This window comes from Methylobacterium sp. UNC300MFChir4.1 (assembly GCF_900110155.1).
Classification (GTDB): domain Bacteria; phylum Pseudomonadota; class Alphaproteobacteria; order Rhizobiales; family Beijerinckiaceae; genus Methylobacterium.
Genome location: NZ_FOCS01000027.1, coordinates 17,754 through 41,479, shown reverse-complemented (window position 1 = coordinate 41,479; position 23,726 = coordinate 17,754). Strand labels below are relative to the sequence as shown.

Here is a 23,726-nt window from a genome sequence, read left to right as displayed (position 1 = left end):
TCACCGGAGCCGGCGGCGCACCATATGCAACAGACGCAGCCGGCGCCGCCCCCATGCCAGCGGGCGCCGCGACCGATGCGCCGGGCGCCGGGCCTCGCGAGGTTTACGGACCGGACTACGAACGAGAGGGCGGTTTCGTTCCGTGCGAACGGCGCCGGGCCGCCGCAGCAGGGAGTACGGGATGCCGAACTACCGCGTCGACTTCGCCAAGGAGATCCTCGGGGTGCCGTTCACGATCGGCTCGGTCGCGATCGCGCGGGCCCGCGATCCCGAGCGCGCCCGCCGCGCCGCGGAGCTGCGCTTCGCCCGCCAGCACGGCGTCGGCGACTGGCGCGAGCGGGCGGACCTCGCCACCGTGGCCGAGCGGCTCTGACGACCGTCCGGATCCGTCGCACCACCCCCGTCACACGATGGTCGTGCCGCGCCCGCACACGGGGAGCCCCGTGTCCGCTACCGGTCAAGCTCTGGTCGCGGCGGCCGCGGCGCCGTAGAATGGCGGGCGGATCGGGACGCCCGCCGGCGTCCGGATCCCGTTCCGTCCGCGCCCGACCGACGAGCCGGCGTCGCGGGACCGGACACGTCTCGAATCCGGGTCATCGGGGGTCAGTGCGAAGGTCATGGCGGCGATCTCCTTCTTCGGCGACCTGCTTCAGACCATCAGCGAGCGCGGCCGCGACCTGATCGGGATCGGGCGCGGCGACATCGGGCCCCGGGCGAGTGCCGGCGACCTCGTCAAGCTCTGCGAGGACCTGATCTCCCGGCGCGGCGAGGCCTCCGGGGTGGCGCTGGCCCGCCTGATCCTCGACCGCTACGCGAGCTTCGGCCAGGCGGAGCGCCACGCCTTCCTGCGGGCCATCGCCCTCGACTTCGACGCGGACCACGCCGCCGTCGACGAGGCCATCGCCGCCTACCGCGCCGCCCCTTCCCGCGCCCGCCTGGGCAGCCTGCACGAGGCCGCCGAGCCGCGCAGCCAGGAGCTGATTCGCCGCCTCAACCTCGCCCGCGGCGGCACGCTCAGCCTCGTGCGGATGCGCGAGGACCTGTTCGACCTGCGCCGGGCCCTGCGCGCCGGCGACGAGGCCGACCCCGCCCTGATGGACGCCGTCGACAGTCTCGACTGCGACTTCGAGCACCTGTTCGCGTCGTGGTTCAACCGCGGCTTCCTCGTGCTGCGCCACATCGACTGGACGACGCCGGCGCACATCCTGGAGAAGATCATCCGCTACGAGGCGGTCCACGCCATCTCCGGCTGGGACGACCTGCGCGCCCGCATCGAGCCGCCGGACCGGCGCTGCTTCGCGTTCTTCCACCCGGCGCTCGCCGACGAGCCGCTGATCTTCGTCGAGGTGGCGCTCACCGACCAGATCGCCCCGGCGATCGCCCCGATCCTGTCGCAGGAGCGCAAGCCGCTGCAGCCGCAGGCGGCCACCACGGCGGTGTTCTACTCGATCTCGAACTGCCAGAAGGGCCTCGCCGGCGTGACCTTCGGCAACTTCCTGATCAAGCAGGTGGTCGAGGACCTGACCCGCGAGGTCCCCACGCTCAAGACCTTCGTGACGCTCTCGCCGGTGCCGGGCTTCGCGGCGTGGCTGGCGCGGGAGCGCCGGGCCGACAGCCCGCAGGGCCTGCTGCCCGAGGATGTCGAGACCCTGCGGGCGCTGGACGACCCGGCCTGGCCGGCCGACAAGGCCCGGGCCGAGACGGTGCGCCGGGCGCTGATCCCGGCGGCGGCCGCCTATTTCCTGCGCGCCAAGAACGAGCGCGGGCGCCCCCTCGACCCGGTGGCCCGGTTCCATCTCGGCAACGGCGCGCGCCTCGACCGGATCAACTTCCTGGGCGACACCTCCAAGAAGGGGCTGGCCCAGTCCCACGGGCTGATGGTCAACTACCTCTACGACCTCGCCGCCATCGAGCGGAACCACGAGACCTACGCCAATCTCGGCACCGTGGTGGCGGCGCCGGCGGTGACCCGGGAGCTGCGCGCCAAGCTGCCGCCGCCCCGGGCCGTGGTGCTCGCCGAGGCGTAGGCGTCGCGACTCACCGGGCCGCGCGGACGACGCGCCACCGGAAAGGGCTCGCCGAGGGGGCCTCCGGGCGGCTATGGGTGCGCGCGACCCATAGCCCGTGATAGCCCAGCCTCACGATGACGAACCACCTCTTCTCCCTGGTGCGGGACGGCGCCGCCGATCCCGCCAAGACCGTGATCGAGACGCCGGACGGGCGCCGCTACGCGTACGCGGACCTGATCGCCCGCTCCGGCGCCTACGCGGCGGCCCTGCGGGCGGCGGGCGTCGCGCCCGGCGACCGGGTGGCCGTGCAGGTCGAGAAGAGCCCCGAGGTGATCTTCCTGTATCTCGGCGCGGTCCGGGCCGGCGCCGTGTTCCTGCCGCTCAACACCGCCTACACCCCGGCGGAGATCGGCTACTTCCTCGGCGACGCCGAGCCGACCGTGTTCGTCTGCGACCCGGGCCGGCGCGACGCGCTCGCCGAGGCCGCCGCCGGCGTCCGGCAGGTCTGGACCCTCGACGCGGCGGGCGGCGGCAGCGCCGCGGAGGCCGCTGACCGGGCCGCCGATGCGGGCGCCGCCTTCGCGGACGTGCCCCGGGGTCCGGAGGACCTCGCGGCGATCCTCTACACCTCGGGCACGACCGGGCGCTCCAAGGGCGCCATGCTGACCCACGACAACCTCGCGTCGAACGCCCGGACGCTGGTCGCGTACTGGCGCTTCACCGCCGACGACGTGCTGATCCACGCCCTGCCGGTGTTCCACACCCACGGCCTGTTCGTGGCGACCAACACGGTGCTGGCGAGCGGCGGCTCCATGCTGTTCCTGCCCCGGCTCGACCCGAAGCTGATCCTGAGCCTGATGCCGCGGGCGACCGCCCTGATGGGTGTCCCGACCTTCTACACCCGGCTCCTCAAGGAGCCGGGCCTGACGCCGGAGGCGGCCCGGGGCATGCGCCTGTTCGTGTCGGGCTCGGCGCCGCTGCTCGCCGAGACGCACCGGGAATGGCAGGCCCGCACCGGCCACGCCATCCTCGAGCGCTACGGCATGACCGAGACCAACATGAGCACCTCGAACCCTTACGCGGGGGACCGGGTCGCCGGCACGGTGGGCTTCCCCCTGCCGGGCGTGTCCCTGCGGGTGGTCGATCCCGAGACCGGCGCGGCCCTCGGGCCCGACGCGGTCGGCATGATCGAGGTGAAGGGCCCGAACGTGTTCCAGGGCTACTGGCGCATGCCCGAGAAGACCGCGGCCGAGTTCCGGGCCGACGGGTTCTTCATCACCGGCGACCTCGGCAAGGTCGACGGCCGGGGCTACGTCCACATCGTCGGGCGCGGCAAGGACCTGATCATCTCGGGGGGCTTCAACGTCTACCCGAAGGAGGTCGAGACCGAGATCGACGCCCTGCCGGGCGTGGTCGAATCCGCCGTGATCGGCCTGGCGCACCCGGATTTCGGCGAGGCCGTCACCGCCGTGGTGGTGGGCGGCGCCGGCTGCCCGGACGAGGCCGGCGTGCAGGCCGCCCTGGAGGGGCGCCTCGCCCGGTTCAAGTGCCCCAAGCGCGTCCTGTTCGTGGACGAGCTGCCGCGCAACACGATGGGCAAGGTCCAGAAGAATCTGCTCCGCGAGGCGCATGCGGGGCTGTATCGGGACTGACGCGCCGTCCTGTCAGAAGGGTCGACGGAGCGAGAATCCGGCCACCGCGTCGCTGCGAGCGGAGCAATCCAGGCGGCGCCACGCTGCTCGACGTCGCGCAACTCCGGGGCACGTCGCCTCGCCCGGGATGACGGCGCCGAGGCCCCCACGGAGGGGCCTCGGCCACCGAATCAGAGATTGTGCTGCGTCCGCTCGCCCGCGGGCGGCGTGTGGCTCTCCGGATCGACCACCTTGCGGGCGGCGGCGTTGAGGTTGTCCGGATCGAGGGCGGTCTGGACGAACTCGCGGCCGATATTGGTCACCTCGCGGGCGTAGCGCAGGCCCTGGTCGCGGACTTCGTCGGCCCAGGGACCGATGCTCCGGTCCTCCTGGCGGGTGCGCGGCAGCAGCGCGCCGAGGAGCAGGCCCGCGGCCACGCCGACGACGCCGACGAGGAGCGGGTTGTCGTCGACGAAGCGCTCGACGGCGGTGCGCCCGCGGTTGATCCCCGCGATCCCCTGGTTGGTTAGGTCGTCCAGCGCCCGCATGTTGCGGCGATGGAGGGCGCCGGCCCGCTCCCGGGCCTCGTCGTAGGCCGCGGTGGCGCGGTCGCGCGCCTGATCGGCCGCCCCGCCGAGGCGATCGTTGATGTCGTCGGCGAGGCCCGAGACGGTGCGGCGCGCCTGCCCGGCGAACTCGGTGGCCCGGTCGCCCGCCGCCCGGATGCCGTCCTTCGCGGCCGAAGCGGCGTCCTGGGCAGCGTCGTGGGCAGTGTCGCGGGCGGCGTCGTGCGCGGCCGCGTCGTGCGAGCCCGTCGCCGCGCCGGGCCGGAGCGGGTCGTGCAGGCCGCGCGGATCCGGCCGGAGGGTGAAGTCGCCCGCGGCGGTGCCGGGCGCGCCCGGGTCGCCGAGGCCGGCCGGATCCGGCCGCAGGCTCTTGTCGTCGGCGCCGTGCGGCATCCCCGCCGCGGCGGCGAGCTGCTCGGGGGTGCTGGAGGGGATACCCGGCTTGTCGGTCATGGCGCTGTCCTCAGATGTCGGTCTCGCCGGCCCGCCTTCGGCGCCGGTCTGCCCGGTCGTCCGGCCGGGCGGCACGGTGTCTCGTCCCGGACCCGGCCGGATCCGGCCGGACCCGGACGGGTCCGGTCCTCAGATCTCGGTCGTGTCCAGCGGATCGCGGGCCGGGCGGACCGTCGGGCGGTCGGGGTCGTAGCCGCGCGCCGCGCCGGTGTTCAGGGTGGGCACGCGCTCGGCCGAGACCTCGGTGCGGCGGCGCTGGGCGTCGCGGGCCATCCGGTTGAACAGCAGGCCGACGCCCGCCGCGATCAGCAGCACTGGCACGGGATTGCGGCGCACCGCCTCCAGGGCCGAATCGTAGGTCGTGTTCAGCGCCGGCACCCGCCGGGCATTGCCCAGCATCTCGTCCACGAGATTCGGCACCGAGAGCCGGCCCTGGATGCGGTCGATCGTGTCGTCGAGCCGGGCACGGCTCTCCTCGATCTCCTTCTCGAGGTCGTTCATCGTACTCATCCGGACACGCGCTCCGAGAGGGCCTGGGCATCCTGGCGGACCTGGCGCGTCGTGCGCTTCGGGGCCAGGGTCGAGAGGGAGAGGACGCTGCGCGCCCACAGGGCCATCCCGAGGGCGAGGAGCAGCAGAACGCCGCCGACGATCAGGGCCGAGAGCCACTCGGAGCCCACGATGGTGGCGAGCCACTTCACGAAGGCGCCGATCAGCACCAGCAGGGCGACCACGGCGAACACCGCCGAGCCGACCATGCAGGCGAGGCCGACGATGAGCTGGCGGACGTTGCCGGCCATCTCGGCCCGGAACAGCGCGATCTCCTTGCGGGCGAGCTCGTTGGTCTCCCGCAGGGCGTCGCCGATCAGGCTCTGGATGCTGGAGGGGCCCGTGGCTGGGCCCGTGGAGGGGCCCGTCTGGCGCGGGTCGGAGCCGTAGGTCATGGCGTCAGGCCCGGAAGCTGTCGCGGGCGTCGCCGTCCGGCGCCTCCGGCGGCAGGCTGGACGACTTGATGAAGCGGGCGGCGATCAGGCCGGCCACGAAGGTCCCCACAGCGACCGCCACCGGCGCGCGCCGGGCGAAGGACTCGGCCTCGCTGTAGAACTCGCCGAGGCTGCGGCGCTCGATCGAGGAGCCGAGTTGCTCCAGCCCGTCGGCGGCGCTGTCGAAGAAGGCGCGGACGTTCGGCTTGTCGCCGAGATCGCGGCCGGAATTGCGGATCGTCTGCGCCAGGTCCTGGACCGACTGCGCGGCGTCGCTCTTGCGCTGCTCGACGTAGCTCTGCGCCTGCAGCCGGGCCGCGTCGAGCAGGCCGCGCCCGCGCTCGGCCGCCACGTCGGCGAGCCCCTCGACGTCGCCCTGGAGGGCCCGCCACTGCGCGCGCTCCTCCGCGGCGGTGTGGGGCGCGTCGTGCGGCGCGTCGTGCGGCGCGGCGTGCGGCCCCTCGCGGTGCGGATCCGCGATCGGATCCGCGGGGGTGCCTTGCGGTAACTCGTTGCCGGCCATCTCGAAAACACTCCTCGCGGCGCGGGGACGGTGCCGCTCGCGGCGACCGCGGGCCCCGCGATGGCTGAGTAACCGACTCGGCTGTCGCGGGTTCCGGTCCCTGTGCGCCCTTCCGATGCGTGCGCGGGGTCCGGCGCGACGGGCGGCACCGCTCACGCGCCGTTCAGGCAAGATCTGCCAGAACCGCCACGCTTGTACAACGCTCGCACGGGGCGCCCGACCGGGGCGCCCAACCGGGACGGAGCGGCCGCCCTGTCCCGGAACGGCAGGGCCTCGACTTGACCCGCGCCCGGCTTCACGCTTGGGTTGCGGGACGACCGACAAAGGATCGCGCAGGGCCTCCGCGCGTTCTGACATAATAGTGACGTCCCGATGCAGGCGCGGCGAGATCCTCGACCCGACCCGCGCCCCTGATCCGGAGCCGACCCGCGTGGCACGCCTTGTGATCGTATCGAACCGCGTCGCCGTCCCGGAGGAGGGCGGCAAGGCGGTGGCGGCGGGCGGCCTCGCCGTCGCGGTCAAGGAGGCCTTCACGGCCTACGAAGGTCTGTGGTTCGGCTGGAGCGGCACCATCACGGACGAGCCGTCCGAGGAGCCGACGCTGATCGACCGGGGCCGGGTCCAGTACGCCGTCGTCGACCTCTCGCCGCAGGATCACCTGGAATACTACGCCGGCTTCGCGAATCGCGCCCTGTGGCCGATCATGCATTACCGGCTCGGGCTCGGCGCCTTCTCGCGCTCGGACTATGCCGGCTACAGCCGCGTGAACCGGACCTTCGCGCGGGCGCTGGCCAAGCTGGTCGAGCCCGACGACATCATCTGGGTCCACGATTACCACCTGCTGCCGCTCGCCGCCGAGCTGCGCGGACTCGGGCTCGACAACCCGATCGGCTACTTCCACCACATCCCCTGGCCCGCCGCCGACGTGTTCAACTCGCTGCCGGCGAGCGGCGAGCTCCTGCGCGCCATCGTCGACTACGACCTGATCGGCCTGCAGACCGAGGCGGACGTCCAGAACCTGCAGCGCAACCTCGTCGATACCCAGCGGGCGATCCCGCTCGGCGGCGGCTCGCTGATGGTCGACGGCCGCCGGACCCGGATCCGCGCCTTCCCGATCGGCATCGACGTCGCGGGCTTCAAGGAGGCCGCCGAGAAGGCCAATTCCAACAAGGTCGTGCGCGAGACCATCGCGGGCCTGCGCACCCGCAAGCTGCTGATCGGCGTCGACCGGCTCGACTATTCCAAGGGCGTGCCCGAGCGGATGGAGGCGGTGGAGAGCTTCTTCGCCTCGAATCCCGACCAGCGCGGCAACGTCACCTACATCCAGATCACGCCGAAATCCCGCAGCGAGGTGCCGGAATACGAGCAGCTCGCCCGCGAGGTGAACGAGAAGGTCGGCGAGATCAACGGCTCGCTCGGCGACCCGGCCTGGACGCCGATCCAGTACATCACCAAGGCCTATCCGCGACCGGTGCTGGCCGGCCTCTACCGGGCCGCCCGGGTCGGGCTCGTCACGCCGATGCGCGACGGCATGAACCTCGTCGCCAAGGAGTACGTCGTCGCCCAGAGCGAGGACGATCCGGGGGTGCTGGTCCTGTCGAAATTCGCCGGCGCCGCCCGGCAGCTGCCCGAGGCGCTGCTGATCAACCCCTACGACCGGTTCGAGGTCGCCGAGGCGATTCGCGCGGCCCTCTACATGCCGAAGGCCGAGCGGCTGGCGCGCTGGAAGCCGATGGTCGAGCGCATGACCCGCGAGGACGTCGACTGGTGGGCGCGCAACTTCCTGGCGGAACTCGAGAACTTCCGCACGGTCGAGCGCGAGCCGCCCACCGCCGCCGCAGCCGCCGAATAGCCGGCGCCTCCCGCTGCTCCCGCCCGCCGCCATCCGTGTGACCGGACGCCCCGCATGATCGCCGTCGACGACGGGGTGCCGGCACCGCTCGGCGCCCATTTCGACGGGCGCGGCGTCAACTTCGCCCTGTTCTCCGAGCACGCCACCGCGGTCGACATCTGCCTGTTCGAGCCGGGGGAGCGGCACGAGACCCGCACGGTGCGGCTGCCCTGCCGGACCGACGACGTCTGGCACGGCTACCTGCGCGGCGTGCTGCCGGGCCAGCTCTACGGCTACCGGGTGCACGGCCCCTGGGACCCGGCGGCGGGCCACCGGTTCAACGCCTCGAAGCTCGTCCTCGACCCCTACGCGCGGGAGATCCGCGGCCGGATCCGCTGGCACGACGCGCTCTACGGCCACCGCCGGGGCGGCGGGCGCGAGGACCGGATCGACCGGCGCGACAGCGCGGTCTACATGCCGCGCTGCGTGGTCACCGCGCCGGAGGTGCCCGACCTCGCCCTCAACCCGGTCCGCCGGCCGCTCGCCGAGACGGTGGTGTATGAGGCGCACGTCAAGGCGCTGACCCGCACCCATCCCGACATTCCCGAGGCGGAGCGCGGCACCTACGGGGCGCTCGCCCACCCGGCGATCATCGAGCACCTCGTCAAGCTCGGCGTCACCGCCCTGGAGCTGCTGCCGATCCAGGCCTTCGCGGACGACCGCTTCCTGGTGGAGAAGGGGCTCGTCAATTTCTGGGGCTATCAGCCCCTGGGCTACTTCGCCCCGGAGCCGCGCTACCTGGGGGAGGGCGGCCTCGGCGGCCTGAAGGCGGCGATCCGGGAGCTGAACGCCGCCGGGATCGAGACCTGGCTCGATGTGGTCTACAACCACACCGCCGAGGGCGACCATACCGGCCCGACCCTGTCGTTCCGCGGCATCGACAACGCCAGCTACTACAAGCTCGACCCCGCCGACCCGCGCCGCAACCGCGACTGCACCGGCTGCGGCAACACCTTCGACGCGAGCCACCCGCGGGTGATGCAGCTCGTGCTCGATTCGCTGCGCCACTGGGTCACCGCCTACGGCATCGCGGGCTTCCGCTTCGACCTCGCCTCGAGCCTCGGGCGGGCGCCCTTCGCCTTCACCCCGCAGGCGGCGTTCTTCCAGGCCGTGGCGCAGGACCCGGTGCTGGCGCGGGTCAAGATGGTGGCCGAGCCGTGGGATGTCGGGGAGGGCGGCTACCAGCTCGGCGGCTACCCGCGCGGCTGGAGCGAGTGGAACGACAAGTTCCGCGACGCCGCCCGGGGCTTCTGGAAGGGCGATTCCGCCACGCTCGCCAAGGTCACGCAGGGGCTGACCGGCTCGCGCGAGGTGTTCGCCCCGTCCGGGCGCTCGCCGCTGGCCAGCGTCAACTTCATCGCCAGCCACGACGGCTACACGCTCGCCGACACGGTGTCGTACGAGGAGAAGCACAACGAGGCCAACGGCGAGGACAACCGCGACGGCCATAACCACAACGTCAGCCGCAACTACGGCGTCGAGGGCGACACCGACGACGCGGCGATCCTCGCCCTGCGCGCCCGCCAGAAGCGCAACATGCTGGCGACGGTGATGCTGGCCCAGGGCGTCCCGATGCTGCTCATGGGCGACGAGCGCTCCCGCAGCCAGGGCGGCAACAACAACGCCTACGCCCAGGACAACCCGACGAGCTGGATGGACTGGAGCGTCGATCCGGATCCGGCCCTCACGGACTTCGTGGCCAACCTGCTGGCCCTGCGCCGGGCCCAACCGGCCCTGCGGCGGCGGCGCTTCTTCACGGGCGCGCTGATCGACCCCGACGAGCCCCTGCGCGACGTGCACTGGCTCTCCCCCGAGGGCATCGAGATGGAGGTCCGGCACTGGTCCGACGACGGGCTCCAGGTGTTCGGCATGCAGATCGGCAACGACGGCGACCCGGGCGAGCGCCTGCTGATGCTGTTCAATGCCGGGGCGGAGGCCGTCAGCTTCCGCCTCGCCCCGGTGATCGGCGGCCCGTGGACGCCGGCCTTCGACACGGGCGAGCCCGCGGGCGCCCGCACCCCCGGCGCGCCGGCGATCGCGGCCGGGACCGCCGTGCCGCTGCCGGGCCGCACGGTCCTGGTGCTCACCGCGCCGGGCACCGAGACCGGCAACCGGGGCGGCTGGGTGCCGGGCCGGTAGGGGCGCCTCAGAGCCGGCCGGAATCGGCCGGACGGCGCCGTCAGTCGAACAGGCTGGAGACGCTGGATTCGGTCGCGGTCCGGCCGATCGCCTCGCCGAGCAGCGGCGCGATCGTCGCCACCCGGATGTTGCGGGCGAGCTTGACGGCCTGCGTCGGCTGGATCGAGTCGGTGATCACCAGCTCCTTCATCCGCGAGGCGGCGATGCGCGAGACCGCGCCGCCCGACAGCACGCCGTGCGTGATGTAGGCCGAGACGTCCTTGGCGCCGGCGTTGAGCAGGGCCTCGGCGGCGTTGACCAGGGTGCCGCCCGAATCGACGATGTCGTCCACGAGGATGCAGGAGCGGCCCTCGACCTCGCCGATGATGTTCATCACCTCGGACTCGCCGGGGCGCTCGCGGCGCTTGTCGACGATGGCGAGCGGGCAGTCGATCCGCTTGGCGATGGCGCGCGCCCGGACCACGCCGCCGACGTCCGGCGAGACCACCATCCGGTCGGCGCTCGGCAGCCGCTCCTTGATGTCGCGCACCATCACGGGGGCGGCGAACAAGTTGTCGGTGGGGATGTCGAAGAAGCCCTGGATCTGGCCGGCGTGGAGGTCGAGGGTCAGGACGCGGTCGGCGCCGGCCTCCGTGATGAGGTTCGCCACCAGCTTGGCCGAGATCGGGGTGCGGCCGGAGGTGCGCCGGTCCTGCCGCGCGTAGCCGAAATACGGGATCACCGCCGTGATGCGCCGGGCCGAAGACCGGCGCGCGGCGTCGATCATGATCAGCAGCTCCATCAGGTGGTCGTTCGCCGGGAACGAGGTCGACTGGACGATGAACACGTCCTCGCCGCGCACGTTCTCCTGGAGCTCGACGAAGATCTCCATGTCGGCGAAGCGCCGGACCATGCACTTGGCGAGCGGCAATTCGAGATAGGCCGCGATCGCCTCGGCCAGGGGCCGGCTGGCATTCCCGGCGATGATCTTGATCGAGGATTTCATGGGCGGCCGCTCGCTCGCGGCCGGACCTCCCGCCGCTCTTGTTCAGACCGGTCTCCCGAGGAGCCGGAACGATCCGATGACGGGCGAGGCTCTTAGCAGCGGGCCGGAAGTGTCACAATGCCTTCACGGCCGCGCCCTCACCGCGCTCTTACCCCGCTCTCACCGCGGACGCGCGCGGCGGACCCGGCCCCGGACCCGGGTTCGGATCCCCGCGCGCCCGGTCCCCTCAGGGGGCCGGCGGCTCCAGCAGCCGGTGCAGGTGCACCACGAAGTAGCGCGTCTGCGCGCTGTCGACGGTGGCCTGGGCCTTGGCCCGCCACGCGGCCTGGGCGGTGGCGTAGTCCGGGAAGATGCCGACGATGTCGAGGTTCTTGATGTCCCGGAACCGGACCCCGTCGAGATCCTGCAATTCACCGCCGAAGACCAAGTGCAGTCTCTGGTCGCTGTCGATTTCCGTCGTCATGGCCCGTCCTCCGTTCCTGCGCGGCGCTCGCAAATGGCGGGCCCGCGGTCAAGCCTGAACATCCGCAGGCGAGCCCCCAATCCGCCGCAGGTCTGCGGCGGCCGGGCGAGGGGGCCGGGCGAGGGGGCCGGCCGGGGGGCTGAGCGTAGCGGCGCGGTGGATGCGCAACACCGGACGCGCCGTGCTACGAGCGGCCCATGACACGCCGCCTCCTCACCGACGCCGTCCTCGTCGCGCTGGCCCTCGGCCTCGGCGCGGCGCCGGTCCAGGCCCAGCAGGCGCCCCGCGCGCCCCGCCCCGACAGGAGCGTCCCGGACCGGCGGGCCGGGCCGCCGGTGATCGGCTGCCCGTCGCTGGCCAATTACCGCATGCTGATGCGCGACGGTGCGGCGGCGGCCGCGGCGCACTTGGCCGACCCCAAGGCGGACCATCTCGGCTGCGCGGCGCTGGCGCGCACGGACCTCGCCGGCATCGTCGACAAGGTGACGCTGGGCGGCGCGAGCTACGACTGCGCCGCCGTGCGCGGCACCACGGCCTGCCACTGGATCGCGCCCGGGACGATTCCCGAAGGCCCCGCACCGGCCAAGCGCTGACGGTCGGCCGCGCGGCCCGCGCTCAGCGCAGGTGGCCGCTGGCGCGCAGGTCCCGCTCGACGGCGTCGTGGAGGGCCTGGAGGGGATTGTCGTTGATGGCGGCGGGCGGGTGCAGCGGCGCCATCGGGGCGGGCCGCGCGTCGAGCCCCGGCAGGATCGTGGCCTCGGCGCCCGGCCGACGCGGGGGAAGTCCCACGGGAAGGCGCACGGGCCGGCGCGCCGCGAGGGTTCGCAGCGCCTCGCGGGCGCCGGGCGGGACGAGCGTGACGAGTCTGTCCAGCATGGCCGGCCTCAGCGCGCGCGGCCGGCCGCGGCCGGCGGGAACGGGACGGTGGCGGCGGATCGGTTCTTCACGCGGGCACCCGTGCGGGATCGATCGCGGGAAACGAGCCGGCACCCCCACAGTTCCGATGAAGCAGTATCGCGAATTTAATCGTACGTGTCGCCTGAATATCGGCGAACACTGGTTCATCGGTTTCGATTGTCTGAAGCGTGGCGGAAGCGGATGGGAATCGAACCCACCGTACGCTGTTGGCGTACCACTGGTTTTGAAGACCAGGAGGGCCACCAGACCCCGTTCGCCTCCGCGACTGGGGGTACGGGCGGGGCGGGGCGGGGTCAAGGCCGGCCGCGTGCGGCGGATCGCGCCGCCGATCCGCCGCCCGGACGCCCGGATTCGTATTAATTCCGCCACACTGTTGTGGCCCTGCACCAGTCATGCCGTTCCTGAGACGCTCACGGACAGAGGAAGGCCCCGCGTCGGTCCCCGAGAGGGGTGCCGACGGGGCGGGCCAGGACGCGGTCCAGCAGGACGCGGTCCAGCCGGCCGCGGATCAGCGGGACGCGGGCACGCCCGCGGGCCCCGAGGCGTCCCAGCCGTCCGGCACGCCCCTGGCGGAGTCGCTGCGGCCGGGCCCGCGCGGTCCCGGCTGGATCGGCGCCGCCATGGTGATCACCGCCCTGGTCTCGGCGCTCGCGACCTTCCTGATCCTGGCCGGGGTGATCCGGGTGACGCCGACGCCGGCCTACGGCGTGACGCTGCTGGCCATCAACGCCGCCCTGGTGCTCGGCCTCGCGGTCATCATCGCCTGGGAGGCGCGGGTCTTCCTGCACGCCCGCAAGGCCAACGCCGCGGTGGCGCGCCTGCACACCCGCATCGTCGGCCTGTTCTCGCTGATCGCGATCCTGCCGACGATCCTGCTCGCCGTGGTCGCCTCGGTGACGATCGACCGGGGCCTGTCGCTCGGCTTCACCGACCGGGTCCGGGACGTGGTGCTGAAATCCGTGGAGGTGGCCGACGCCTACCAGGAGAACCAGTGCCAGAGCCTCGCCCGCGAGATCCGCATCCTCGCCGACGACCTCACCCGGGCCCGGCCGAACTTCGACGTGAACCGGGACTGGTTCCAGACCTTCCTGACCACCCGGGCGACCAATCTCGGCCTGCCGGTGGCGCAGATCATGCGCGGCCCCACCGAGGTGGTGGCCCGGGCCAAGATCGACGTCCTGAAGACGAACCGCCTGCCCTCGGCGGCCGCCTTCGAGGACGCGGCCAACTCCGCCGATCCGATCTGCCTCCTGCCCACCGAGGGCCGGGTCTTCGCCGCGCTGCTGCGCATGCCGGCCTACGACGACGCCGTGCTGATGGTGCAGCGGGAGGTGAGCCAGCTCGCCATCGAGTTCCCGGGCGTGTCCCGGGCGGCGGCGGCCGAGTACCTCACCTACGATTCGCTGCGCCGCTCGATCCAGATCACCTTCGCGTCGGTGTTCCTGCTGATCGCGCTGATCGCGCTGCTCTCGGCCGTCTGGTTCGGCATGAACTTCGCCAACCGGTTCGTGGCGCCGATCCGGCGGCTGATCAACGCCGCCGACCAGGTGGCGTCGGGCAATTTCTACGCCCAGGTGCCGACCAAGAAGACCAGCGGCGACCTCGCCCACCTGGGCGAGAGCTTCAACAAGATGACCCAGGAGCTGCGCCGCCAGCACGCCGGCCTGATCGCCGCGAGCGACCTGATCGACACCCGCCGCCGCTTCACCGAGGCCGTGCTGTCGGGGGTCTCGCCCGGGGTGATCGGCCTCGACGCGGCGGGCTTCGTCACCATCGCCAACCCCGCCGCCGAGCGGATGCTCGACCTCGCGAGCGACGCCCTGGTCGGCGAGCCACTGGCCCGCGCAGTGCCGGAGCTCGCGCCGGTGCTGGCCGAGAGCGAGGCGCGCCCGCGCAGCCTGCAGCAGCAGCAGGTCCAGCTCACCCGGTCCCGGGGCGAGCGCACCATCACGGTGCGGGTCACGAGCGAGCAGGCGCAGGGGGCGTCCCGCGGCTCTGTGGTGACGCTCGACGACATCACCGACCTCGTCCAGGCGCAGCGCAGCTCCGCCTGGGGCGACGTGGCGCGCCGCATCGCCCACGAGATCAAGAACCCGCTGACGCCGATCCAGCTCTCCGCCGAGCGGATCCGCCGCAAGTACGGGAAGGTCATCACCGCCGACAAGGAGGTGTTCGACCAGTGCACCGCCACGATCGTGCGCCAGGTGGACGAGATCAAGCGCATGGTCGACGAGTTCTCGGCCTTCGCGCGGATGCCGAAGCCCGCCATCGCGCCGAACGACCTCACCGAGATCGCCAAGCAGAACCTGTTCATGATGCGGGTCGCGCACCCGGACATCGACTTCGCGTTCTCGGCCCAGGGCGGCGCGGGCAGTGCGGAGAAGATCGTGGCGGCCTTCGACATCAGGCTGCTCAGCCAGGTGATCACCAACATCCTCAAGAACGCCGTCGAGGCGGTGGCCGAGGTGCCGGAGGCCGAGCTCGGCAAGGGCAAGATCAGCCTGAACCTCGCCGTCGAGGACGGGTTCGCGGTGATCGCCGTCACCGACAACGGCAAGGGATTCCCGGCCGAGGGGCGCCAGCGCCTGCTCGAGCCCTACATGACCACCCGCGAGGGTGGAACCGGGCTGGGGCTTGCTATCGTCAGCAAGGTGCTCGAGGAGCACGGCGGCGGGATCGAGCTGAACGACAATCCCGCCGGCCGCGGCGGCCAGGTCCGGATGCGGGTCCCGCGCGAGCACGGGCCCGAGCCGGCGGCGGCGGCCCCTGAGACCAGTCCCGTCACGACAGAGGAGAAGGGCGCCGCGCCGACGGCCCCCCGGATCGCGGAGATGCACGCATGAGCGCCGATATCCTGATCGTCGACGACGAGGCCGACATCCGCGACCTCGTCGCCGGGATCCTGGACGACGAGGGCCACCGCTGCCGCACGGCCGGAGGCTCGGACGAGGCGCTCGCCGCCATCGAGGCGCGCCGGCCGCACCTCGTCTTCCTCGACATCTGGCTGCAGGGCTCCCGGCTCGACGGCCTGCAGGTGCTCGACCTGATCAAGGCCGCGAACCCCGACCTGCCGGTGGTGATGATCTCGGGCCACGGCAACATCGAGACCGCGGTCTCGGCCATCAAGGCGGGCGCCTACGACTTCATCGAGAAGCCGTTCAAGGCCGACCGGCTGATCCTCGTGGCCGAGCGGGCGCTGGAGGCCTCCCGGCTCCGGCGCGAGGTCCGCGACCTGACGGCGCGCTCCGGCGCCACCAACCGCATCGTCGGCACGTCGCTCGCCATCAACCAGCTGCGCCAGACCCTCGACCGGGTGGCGCCGACGAACGCCCGGGTGATGATCACCGGGGCGCTGGGCGCCGGCAAGGAGCTCGCGGCGCGCAGCCTGCACAAGGCCTCGGCCCGCTCGAACGGCCCGTTCGTGCTCCTCAACGCGGCGGCGATCCTGCCCGAGACCATGGAGGCCGAGCTGTTCGGGGTCGAGGGCGAGAGCGGCCGGCGGGTCGGCGCCCTGGAGGAGGCCCACGGCGGCACCCTCTACCTCGACGAGGTCGCCGACATGCCGCGGGAGACCCAGAACCGGATCCTGCGCGTCCTCGTCGACCAGAACTTCCAGCGGGTCGGCGGCACGACGCGGGTCCACGTCGATGTCCGCATCATCTCCTCGTCCTCCCGGGACCTTCAGGAGGAGATCGCCGCCGGCCGCTTCCGCGAGGACCTGTTCCACCGCCTGTCGGTGGTGCCGATCCGGGTCCCGGCCCTGTCGGAGCGCCGGGAGGACGTGCCCGAGCTGATCCAGTTCTTCATGGACAACATCTCGTCCCAGACCGGCCTGCCCAAGCGCCGGATCGCCGAGGACGCCATGGCGGTGCTGCAGTCGCACAACTGGCCGGGGAACGTGCGCCAGCTCAAGAACAACGTCGAGCGGCTGATGATCCTGACCCAGGCCGACCCGGAGCAGGAGGTCACCTCGGAGATGCTGCCCTCCGAGATCGGCGCCCTGGTGCCGACGACGCCGGGCGGCGCGGGCGGCGAGAAGCTGATGAGCCTCGCGCTCCGGGAGGCCCGCGAGATCTTCGAGCGCGAGTACCTCGTGGCGCAGATCGCGCGGTTCTCGGGCAACATCTCGCGCACCGCCGAGTTCATCGGCATGGAGCGCTCGGCCCTGCACCGCAAGTTGAAGTCCCTCGGCATCGGCCCGTGAGGCCGCGGCGCCGGCGCGCGCGTTGAGGGCGGGGCCGATCCGTCACGGATCGGCTGGAACGGGGGTTGCTTGCACCCACGCTTTCACGTCGTCATGGTGTTGGTATACACGGCCCTGGACCGGATGATCGGACGATCCGGCCCGCGGCATACTCCTCCCGGACCGAGCGAGCCGGGACAACAAGAAGGCCAAGAAGATGGCGGGCGAACGCGCACAGAACCTTCAGGACACCTTTCTCAACCATGTCCGCAAGAACAAGATTCCGCTGACCATCTTCCTCGTCAACGGCGTCAAGCTGCAGGGCGTGGTGACGTGGTTCGACAATTTCTGCGTGCTGCTGCGCCGGGACGGGCACTCGCAGCTGGTCTACAAGCACGCGATCTCCACGATCATGCCGGGCCACCCGGTGCAGCTGTTCGAGCCGGACGAGACCGCCGAGAAGGCGTGAGGGCCGGCGGCCCCGGCGCCTAGCGGGCCGGAAGCCGGGGACCGGGCGGGTCGGAGGCCCGATGCGCCGCGCGGGCGACGCCGCGCGACCGGCGCGGCCGCGGCGGGGGAGGGCGGAGACCCCGCCCGCCAACGGATATCTGTGCCCGTTGACGGCCGGCATCTTGGCCCGGCCCGCCCGCATCCCCATTCTGACACTCCGACCTCTCCAACGAAGCCGTCGCCCGGGGCGGCGGCGCCGAAGGCCGTATGACCGAAACGCTGACGTCCGGCGAAGCCCGCCTCCAGGCGCAGGCCGCCCCCGAGGGCGAGATCGCCGCGGCGACCCACACCCTGGTGATCGGCCCCTACCTCGCCCGCGGCGCGGCGGGGGCCGGCCCCGGACCGGCCGCGCCGTCGCGCTCCGTGGAGGCCCGCCTCGACGAGGCGACCGGGCTCGCCGCCGCGATCGAGCTCGACGTGGTCGAGAGCCTCGCCGTCAGCCTGCCGCGGATCCGGCCCTCCACCTATCTCGGCAAGGGCCGGGTCGAGGAGATCGCCGGCCTGATCCGCGCCCGCGAGATCGGCCTCGTCGTGATGGACTGCGCCCTGTCGCCGGTGCAGCAGCGCAACCTCGAGAAGGCCTGGGGCGCCAAGGTCATCGACCGCACCGGCCTGATCCTGGAGATCTTCGGGCGCCGCGCCTCCACGCGCGAGGGCACGCTGCAGGTCGAGCACGCCCACCTCGCCTACCAGAAGTCCCGCCTCGTCCGCTCCTGGACCCACCTGGAGCGCCAGCGCGGCGGCTTCGGCTTCCTGGGCGGCCCCGGCGAGACCCAGATCGAGGCCGACCGGCGCATGATCCAGGAGCGCATGACCCGGATCGAGCGCGACCTCGACGCGGTGGTGCGCACCCGCGGCCTGCACCGGCAGAGCCGGGCCCGTGTGCCGTACCCGATCGTCGCGCTCGTCGGCTACACGAACGCCGGGAAGTCGAGCCTGTTCAACGCCCTGACCCGGGCCGAGGTCACCGCCAAGGACATGCTGTTCGCGACCCTCGACCCCACCGCGCGGGCGACCAAGCTGCCCCACGGCGAGACCGTGATCCTGTCGGACACGGTGGGCTTCATCTCCGACCTGCCGACGCCCCTGATCGCGGCCTTCCGGGCGACGCTCGAGGACGCCATCGAGGCCGACGTGCTGCTCCACGTGCGGGACGTCGCCCACGTCGATTCCGAGGCCCAGGCCGAGGATGTCGGCGAGGTCCTGCGCGAGCTCGGCATCGAGACCAGCACCGACCGGATCATCGAGGTCTGGAACAAGGCCGACCTGCTCGACGACGACGAGCGCGCGCGGCTCCTGAACCTCAGCGGCCAGGCCAGGGCCCGCAACGACCGCGACAGCGCCGCGCCGGTCCTGGTCTCGGCGGTGACCGGGGAGGGGCTCGCCGCGCTGTCGGCCCGGATCGAGGCGCGGATCGGGCGCAACCGCGCGAGCTTCGCGGTGGCGCTGCCGCCGGAGGACGGGGCGGCGCTGAACTGGCTCTACGAGAACGCCGAGATCCTCGACCGCCGGTCGGAGGCCGACGGCACCCTGCATCTCGCGATCCGGATCGCCCCCGAGAAGGAGCCGCGCTTCCTCAACCGCTTCGCGGCGGCCCGGCGACTCGGCCGGGGCGGTTGATGGCCTCGGGCAGCGCCGGCAACCCGACGCTCTCCGCGCTGCGGCCCGCGCGGGCTCCTGCCGAGGGCCGGGCGGATCCCGGATCGGACGACGAGGCAGTTTTGCGGACCATGCAGGCCGGCGGCGGCCTGCGCCTGCTCGGCCTGCGGGTGGTGATCGTGCTGGTGCTGCTGATGGCGGCCCAGGCCTATGACGGCTCGCTGCACGCCCTGAGCCACTGGTTCATCCTCGGCCTGTACGGCCTCGGCACGATCTGGTTCGGGCTGCGGGAGCGGGGCGGCGGCCCCGCGGCCAGCGCCTACAGCTGGGCCGGCACCGGCCTCAATGCCGGGCTCGCCGTCTACGTGATCATCGAGCACATGCTGGCCGGGGGCGGGGCGGGGCTCGGCGCCGACGCGGTGAGCCGCCTGCCCGCCTTCCTGCTCCTGCTCCAGACCGGCCTGAGCATGCGGGTGGCGCAGACCCTGCTATTCTGCGGGCTCGTCACCGTCTGCTGGAGCGCGGCCTTCCTGGTCGGCCTGATCCATCCGGACCTGTTCCCGAACGCCGACACCTTCCCGACCGCGCAGCTCACCGGGCTCGCCACCTTCATGGCGGCGGGCCTCCTGGTGGTCGACGGCATGGTCCGCCTGCGCGCCGCGGTGGTGCGGGCCCTGCGCATGGAGCACGAGCGGACCCAGCTCGCCCGCTTCGTGCCCGACACGGTCGCCCTCGACCTCGCCGCCGACGACGGCGATTCCGGCCTCGGCATCCACCGGCGCCACGCCTGCCTGATGATCCTCGACATCCGCGGCTTCTCGCGGCTCTCCCGCGAGCACCCGCCCGAGGCCATGGTGACGGCCCTGCTGGGGGTCCGGGCGGCGGCCCAGGCGGCGGTGGCGGAGCAGGGCGGCCTCGTCGACAAGTATATCGGCGACGCGGTGCTGGTGCAGTTCGTCGTCGGCCATCCCGACGTCCAGGCGCGCGCGGCGCTCGCCTGCGCCCTGTCGATCCGCGACCGGATCGCCGCGCTCAACGCGGCCCGCGCCCGGGAGAATCTGTTCCCCCTGCGGGTCGTGGTCGCCCTGCACGCGGGCGACCTGCTGGTCGGGGTCTTCGACGACGGCGTGCGGGCCGAGTACACGGTGCTGGGCCCGGCGATGAACGCCCTGGCGCGGATCGAGACCCAGGCCAAGGCGGCCGAGATCGAGATCGCCGCGTCGGGAGACTTCCTGGACCTGCTCGGCGGCGTGCTCCCGGCCGGGATCCGGGCCGTGCCGGTGCCGGACGCCGCCCTGCCGGAGCACCTCACCCTGTCGGCGATCGCGGTGGCGCCCGGCGCCTGAGGCGGCTTCACGGCGGTCTCCCGGCGCCGCAGTGCGCCGGGATCGCGAGGATCGAGGCTGGCGCGCGCGGCGTCTTCTGCTACGCCCGCCGTGTTGCGAGCCCACCGTGCGTGGGCGTGGTGCCACGAGGACGCGATGCAGGGATCGACGCTGGGATCGAAGCCGGGCTCCAAGCCGGGCTCCAAGCCGGGATCGAGGTCGGGATCGAAGCCGGGACCGGGCTGGCTGGGGCGGCTCGCCCTGGGCGTCCTGGCGGCCCTGGCCGCCGCCGGGCCGGCGCGGGCGCAGGAGAAGCCGGCCGCGAAGGCGCTCCCGCCCCTCGTCTTCACCGGCATCCCCGACCAGGACGAGAGCCGGCTGGTCGAGCGCTTCGGCAAGGTCGCCGCCTATCTGGAGGCCGAGCTCGGCGTGCCGGTGCGCTACATCCCGGTGAAGAGCTACCCGGCGGCGGTCACCGCCTTCACCAACGGGCAGGTGCAGCTCGCGTGGTTCGGCGGCTTCACCGGCGTCCAGGCGCGCAAGGCCGTGCCGGGCTCCCAGGCGATCGCGCAGGGCGCCGAGGACGCGGCGTTCAAGACCTACGTCATCGCCAACGCCGCCACCGGGCTGAAGCCGGAGAAAGATTTCCCGAAGGCCGTCGCGGGCAGGACCTTCACGTTCGGCGCCCGCGCCTCGACCTCCGGGCGGCTGATGCCCGAGTACTTCGTCCGGCAGGCCTTCCCGGGGAAGACCCCGGAGCAGGTCTTCGCCCGGGTCGGCTTCTCGGGCGACCACACCCGGACGATCCAGCTGGTCCAGTCCGGCGCCTTCGCGGTCGGCGCCGTCGACTACTCGGTCTGGGACCTCGACTCGAAGGCCGGCAAGGTCGACCCGAAGGCCGTCTCGGTGATCTGGGAGAGCCCGACCTTCCCCGATTACCAGTGGACCGTGCGGGGCGACGTGGAGCAGACCTACGGCGCCGGCTTCACCGACAGGCTGCGGGCCGCGCTGACCGGCATCGCCGACCCGGCGATCCTGGAGCCGTTCGGGCGCTCGAAGTTCATCCCCGTGACCAACGCGGCCTACGAGCCCCTCGTCGAGGTCGGACGCTCCACCGGCCTCCTGGACTGACGCGCGTGTCGCGCGGCGCGGCAGCCGGCGAGGAGTCGGGCGACGAGTCGGGCGCGGGGTCCGGCGCGGCCATCGTCCTGGCGAACGCCTCCGCGGCCTATGACGGGCGCCCGGTTCTGTCGGGCCTCGACCTGACCGTGCGGGCGGGCGAGCGGGTCGCGCTCATGGGGCGCTCGGGGGCCGGCAAGTCGACCCTGATCGGCCTGATCCACGGGCAGGCCCCCGGGCGGGTGGCCCTGGTGCCGCAGGCGGCCGCCCTGGTGCGGCCGCTCTCGGTGTTCCACAACGTCTACATGGGCCGCCTCGACCGGCGCTCGACCCTGCACAACCTGCGCACCCTGGTCCGGCCGGCGCGGGCCGACGTCGCCGCCGTGGCGGCGGTCCTCGACCGGGTCGGGCTCGCGGACCGGCTCTGGGACCGAGCCGGGGAGCTCTCCGGCGGCCAGCAGCAGCGCGTCTCGGTGGCCCGCGCCCTCTACAACGGACGGCCGATCCTGGTGGCGGACGAGCCGGTCTCGGCGCTGGACCGCCAGCAGGGCGGCCGGATCCTCACCGAGCTGGCCCGCGGGCACGAGACCCTGATCCTGGCGCTCCACGACGTGGCCCTGGCCCTCGCCCACACCGACCGGATCGTGGTGCTGGAGGCCGGCCGGATCGTCCTCGACGCGCCCTCGGCCGGCCTCGACCCGGCGCGGCTCAGCCCGTTCTACGAGGCCGCCTGATGGGCGCTCTCGCCGGCAAGGCCGGGTTCCTGCCGCGGCCGGGCTACGCGGCGGTGAGCCGCTGGTTCCTGGCGGCGGCGCTCGCCGGCCTGCTGGTCGCCGACCTGCAGGTCACGACCCTCCATCCCTTCGCCGACCTCGCCCGGCTGCTGGGCGGCCTGATCCGGCCCGATTTTCTCGCGGTCGAGGGCTGGAGCGTCCTCTACACCGTGGCCTTCGCGATGCTCGGCGTCGGGCTCGGGGCCGGGACGGGGCTGCTGCTCGCCGTCCCCTTCGCCCGCTCGCGCGCCGTCCGGCTCGCCTGCGCGGGCCTGCGCGCCGTCCACGAGCTGTTCTGGGCGCTGCTGCTGATGCAGGTCTTCGGCCTGTCGGCGACCACCGGCGTCCTCGCCATCGCGCTGCCCTACGCGGGCATCTGCGCCAAGGTCTACGCCGAGCTGATCGAGGAGGCCGACCTCGCGGCGCTCCGCGTCCTGCCCGCGGGCACCGGCGCGGTCTCGGCCTTCCTGTACGCGCGCCTGCCCGAAGTGGCCGGACGGATGCGCGACTACACCCTCTATCGCCTCGAATGCGGCCTGCGCTCCAGCCTCGTGCTGGGCTTCATCGGCCTGCCGACCATGGGCTTCGCCTTCGAATCCGCCTTCCGCCAGGGCCGCTACGCCGAGGCCGGGGCGCTGCTCCTGATCTTCTACGCGCTGATCGGCACGCGCCGGCTCTGGGTGCGCGCCCGGACCCTGCCGTTCCTCCTCGTCGGCGCCGTGCTGGCGCTGCCGCCGACCGTCGGCAGCGCGGCGATCGGCCCGAGCCTCGCCCGCTTCCTCGGCCACGACGTCGTGCCGGCCCCGCTCCGGGGCGCGCCGCTCGCCGAGCCCGAGACCTGGGCGTGGCTCTGGTCGTGGCTGCGCCCGATCCTGACCGAGCAGGTCCTGCCCGGGACCGCCCAGACCCTGATCCTGGCGCAGATCGCCCTGGCCGCCACCGCCCTCGGGGCGCTCGTCCTGTTCCCGCTGACCGCGCGGCGCTTCGCCGGGCCGATCGGGCGGCCGCTAGGGCGGGCGCTCCTCGTGGTGGTGCGCTCCACGCCGGAATACATGCTGGCCTACGTCGCCCTGCAGCTGCTCGGCCCCTCGATGCTGCCGGCGATCCTGGCGCTGGCCCTGCACAATGCCGGCATCGTCGCCTACCTGATGGGCCGGCACGCCGACGCGATCCCCTACCGGGCGGACGCGCCGCGGGGCCTCGACCTCTACGCCTACGAGACCGTGCCGCGGCTCTACGGGCAGTTCCTGGCCTACCTGCTCTACCGCTGGGAGCTGATCCTGCGGGAGAGCGCGATCTTCGGCATCCTGGGGGTCACGACCTTGGGCTTCTATGTCGACGCCGCGATCTCGGAATTGCGCCTCGACGTGGCCCTGGTGCTGATCGCCGCCACCGCGCTGGTGACGATGGCGGTCGACGCGTTCTCGCGGGCGCTCCGCCGGTCCCTGCGGATCGACACCCTGCCGACCCGGCTCTCCGGGCCGCAGCCGATCACCGGGGCGGAGACTGCGGACGGCTGATCGGAGCGCCGCCGTCGTTGCGAGCGGAGCGAAGCAATCCAGCAGCGCCACGCCCGCCGATGTCGCGCTGCCCTGGATCGCCTCGCTGCGCTCGCGATGACGGGGCTGGTCACCATGCTGCGGGCGGCCGCAAACA

21 protein-coding genes and 1 tRNA gene are annotated in these 23,726 nt (G+C 72.9%); 14 read left to right on the top strand and 8 right to left on the bottom strand.

The window, feature by feature from the left end; genetic code table 11:
- The first annotated feature begins 181 nt into the window (after positions 1-181).
- The 3 genes from BMY19_RS25735 to BMY19_RS25725 all read left to right on the top strand — a co-directional run bounded on the left by BMY19_RS25735 (position 182) and on the right by BMY19_RS25725 (position 3,661).
- Positions 182-373: a hypothetical protein gene (locus BMY19_RS25735; RefSeq protein ID WP_012318462.1), complete on the top strand. Its 192-nt coding sequence runs from the start codon at positions 182-184 to the stop codon at positions 371-373.
- Positions 374-617: 244 nt separating this feature from the next.
- Positions 618-2,027: a malonyl-CoA decarboxylase gene (locus BMY19_RS25730; RefSeq protein WP_056524651.1), complete on the top strand. Its 1,410-nt coding sequence runs from the start codon at positions 618-620 to the stop codon at positions 2,025-2,027.
- 116 nt (positions 2,028-2,143) lie between these two features.
- Positions 2,144-3,661 carry a malonate--CoA ligase gene (locus BMY19_RS25725; protein WP_020095582.1) on the top strand — a complete coding sequence of 506 codons (1,518 nt, stop codon included), beginning with the start codon at positions 2,144-2,146 and terminating at the stop codon, positions 3,659-3,661.
- A 170-nt stretch (positions 3,662-3,831) separates the two neighbouring features.
- Here the strand turns inward: BMY19_RS25725 and BMY19_RS25720 are convergent, their stop codons facing one another.
- From BMY19_RS25720 to BMY19_RS25705, 4 genes are all read right to left on the bottom strand, one after another.
- A complete protein-coding gene (locus BMY19_RS25720; RefSeq protein WP_100253351.1) occupies positions 3,832-4,659 on the bottom strand; it encodes a hypothetical protein in 828 nt (275 codons plus the stop codon).
- Positions 4,660-4,788: 129 nt separating this feature from the next.
- A complete protein-coding gene (locus BMY19_RS25715; RefSeq protein WP_020095580.1) occupies positions 4,789-5,160 on the bottom strand; it encodes a DUF3618 domain-containing protein in 372 nt (123 codons plus the stop codon).
- Positions 5,161-5,165: 5 nt separating this feature from the next.
- Entirely contained in the window at positions 5,166-5,603 is a 438-nt protein-coding gene (locus BMY19_RS25710) for a phage holin family protein (protein WP_020095579.1), read from the bottom strand.
- Between the two features lie 4 nt (positions 5,604-5,607).
- Positions 5,608-6,165 (bottom strand): hypothetical protein, encoded by a 558-nt coding sequence (locus tag BMY19_RS25705; RefSeq protein WP_100253350.1) that lies wholly within the window; start codon positions 6,163-6,165, stop codon positions 5,608-5,610.
- Positions 6,166-6,595: 430 nt separating this feature from the next.
- Between BMY19_RS25705 and BMY19_RS25700 the strand changes: the two genes are divergently transcribed.
- The gene (locus tag BMY19_RS25700) at positions 6,596-8,017 is read left to right on the top strand and encodes an alpha,alpha-trehalose-phosphate synthase (UDP-forming) (protein ID WP_042672419.1); all 1,422 of its coding nucleotides are present in this window, start codon (positions 6,596-6,598) and stop codon (positions 8,015-8,017) included.
- A 54-nt stretch (positions 8,018-8,071) separates the two neighbouring features.
- Complete coding sequence (gene glgX / locus BMY19_RS25695; RefSeq protein WP_020095576.1) at positions 8,072-10,195, top strand: glycogen debranching protein GlgX; 2,124 nt, start codon at positions 8,072-8,074, stop codon at positions 10,193-10,195.
- Between the two features lie 40 nt (positions 10,196-10,235).
- Here the strand turns inward: glgX and BMY19_RS25690 are convergent, their stop codons facing one another.
- A complete protein-coding gene (locus BMY19_RS25690; RefSeq protein WP_012318471.1) occupies positions 10,236-11,180 on the bottom strand; it encodes a ribose-phosphate pyrophosphokinase in 945 nt (314 codons plus the stop codon).
- Positions 11,181-11,406: 226 nt separating this feature from the next.
- A complete protein-coding gene (locus tag BMY19_RS25685) occupies positions 11,407-11,643 on the bottom strand; it encodes a DUF4170 domain-containing protein (RefSeq protein ID WP_020095575.1) in 237 nt (78 codons plus the stop codon).
- 197 nt (positions 11,644-11,840) lie between these two features.
- Here BMY19_RS25685 and BMY19_RS25680 point away from each other — a divergent pair, with 197 nt between their 5' ends.
- Positions 11,841-12,236 (top strand): hypothetical protein, encoded by a 396-nt coding sequence (locus tag BMY19_RS25680; RefSeq protein WP_100253349.1) that lies wholly within the window; start codon positions 11,841-11,843, stop codon positions 12,234-12,236.
- Positions 12,237-12,258: 22 nt separating this feature from the next.
- Here BMY19_RS25680 and BMY19_RS25675 read toward each other — a convergent pair whose 3' ends face one another.
- Together BMY19_RS25675 and BMY19_RS25670 are read right to left on the bottom strand one after the other, a co-directional pair.
- The gene (locus BMY19_RS25675) at positions 12,259-12,519 is read right to left on the bottom strand and encodes a hypothetical protein (RefSeq protein ID WP_100253348.1); all 261 of its coding nucleotides are present in this window, start codon (positions 12,517-12,519) and stop codon (positions 12,259-12,261) included.
- 210 nt (positions 12,520-12,729) lie between these two features.
- Positions 12,730-12,822 (bottom strand) — tRNA-Sec (locus BMY19_RS25670).
- Positions 12,823-12,953: 131 nt separating this feature from the next.
- Here BMY19_RS25670 and BMY19_RS25665 point away from each other — a divergent pair.
- The 8 genes from BMY19_RS25665 to BMY19_RS25630 all read left to right on the top strand — a co-directional run bounded on the left by BMY19_RS25665 (position 12,954) and on the right by BMY19_RS25630 (position 23,590).
- Positions 12,954-15,404, top strand: coding sequence for a sensor histidine kinase NtrY-like (locus BMY19_RS25665; protein WP_100253347.1), 2,451 nt, complete (start codon positions 12,954-12,956; stop codon positions 15,402-15,404).
- Positions 15,401-16,765 carry a nitrogen assimilation response regulator NtrX gene (locus tag BMY19_RS25660; RefSeq protein ID WP_020095571.1) on the top strand — a complete coding sequence of 455 codons (1,365 nt, stop codon included), beginning with the start codon at positions 15,401-15,403 and terminating at the stop codon, positions 16,763-16,765. The genes BMY19_RS25665 and BMY19_RS25660 overlap by 4 nt, the downstream gene beginning before the upstream one ends.
- A 196-nt stretch (positions 16,766-16,961) precedes the next feature.
- Positions 16,962-17,213, top strand: coding sequence for an RNA chaperone Hfq (hfq, locus tag BMY19_RS25655; protein ID WP_007563033.1), 252 nt, complete (start codon positions 16,962-16,964; stop codon positions 17,211-17,213).
- 248 nt (positions 17,214-17,461) lie between these two features.
- On the top strand, positions 17,462-18,874 hold the full coding sequence (gene hflX / locus BMY19_RS25650; RefSeq protein WP_020095570.1) for a GTPase HflX: 1,413 nt from the start codon (positions 17,462-17,464) through the stop codon (positions 18,872-18,874).
- The gene (locus BMY19_RS25645) at positions 18,874-20,199 is read left to right on the top strand and encodes an adenylate/guanylate cyclase domain-containing protein (RefSeq protein WP_042672425.1); all 1,326 of its coding nucleotides are present in this window, start codon (positions 18,874-18,876) and stop codon (positions 20,197-20,199) included. The genes hflX and BMY19_RS25645 overlap by 1 nt, the downstream gene beginning before the upstream one ends.
- A gap of 135 nt (positions 20,200-20,334) precedes the next feature.
- The gene (locus BMY19_RS25640) at positions 20,335-21,309 is read left to right on the top strand and encodes a putative selenate ABC transporter substrate-binding protein (RefSeq protein WP_244527071.1); all 975 of its coding nucleotides are present in this window, start codon (positions 20,335-20,337) and stop codon (positions 21,307-21,309) included.
- Between the two features lie 5 nt (positions 21,310-21,314).
- On the top strand, positions 21,315-22,031 hold the full coding sequence (locus BMY19_RS25635; RefSeq protein WP_100253346.1) for an ATP-binding cassette domain-containing protein: 717 nt from the start codon (positions 21,315-21,317) through the stop codon (positions 22,029-22,031).
- A complete protein-coding gene (locus tag BMY19_RS25630) occupies positions 22,031-23,590 on the top strand; it encodes a PhnE/PtxC family ABC transporter permease (protein WP_100253345.1) in 1,560 nt (519 codons plus the stop codon). Before BMY19_RS25635 ends, BMY19_RS25630 begins: the two co-directional genes overlap by 1 nt.
- The last annotated feature ends 136 nt before the right edge of the window (positions 23,591-23,726 follow it).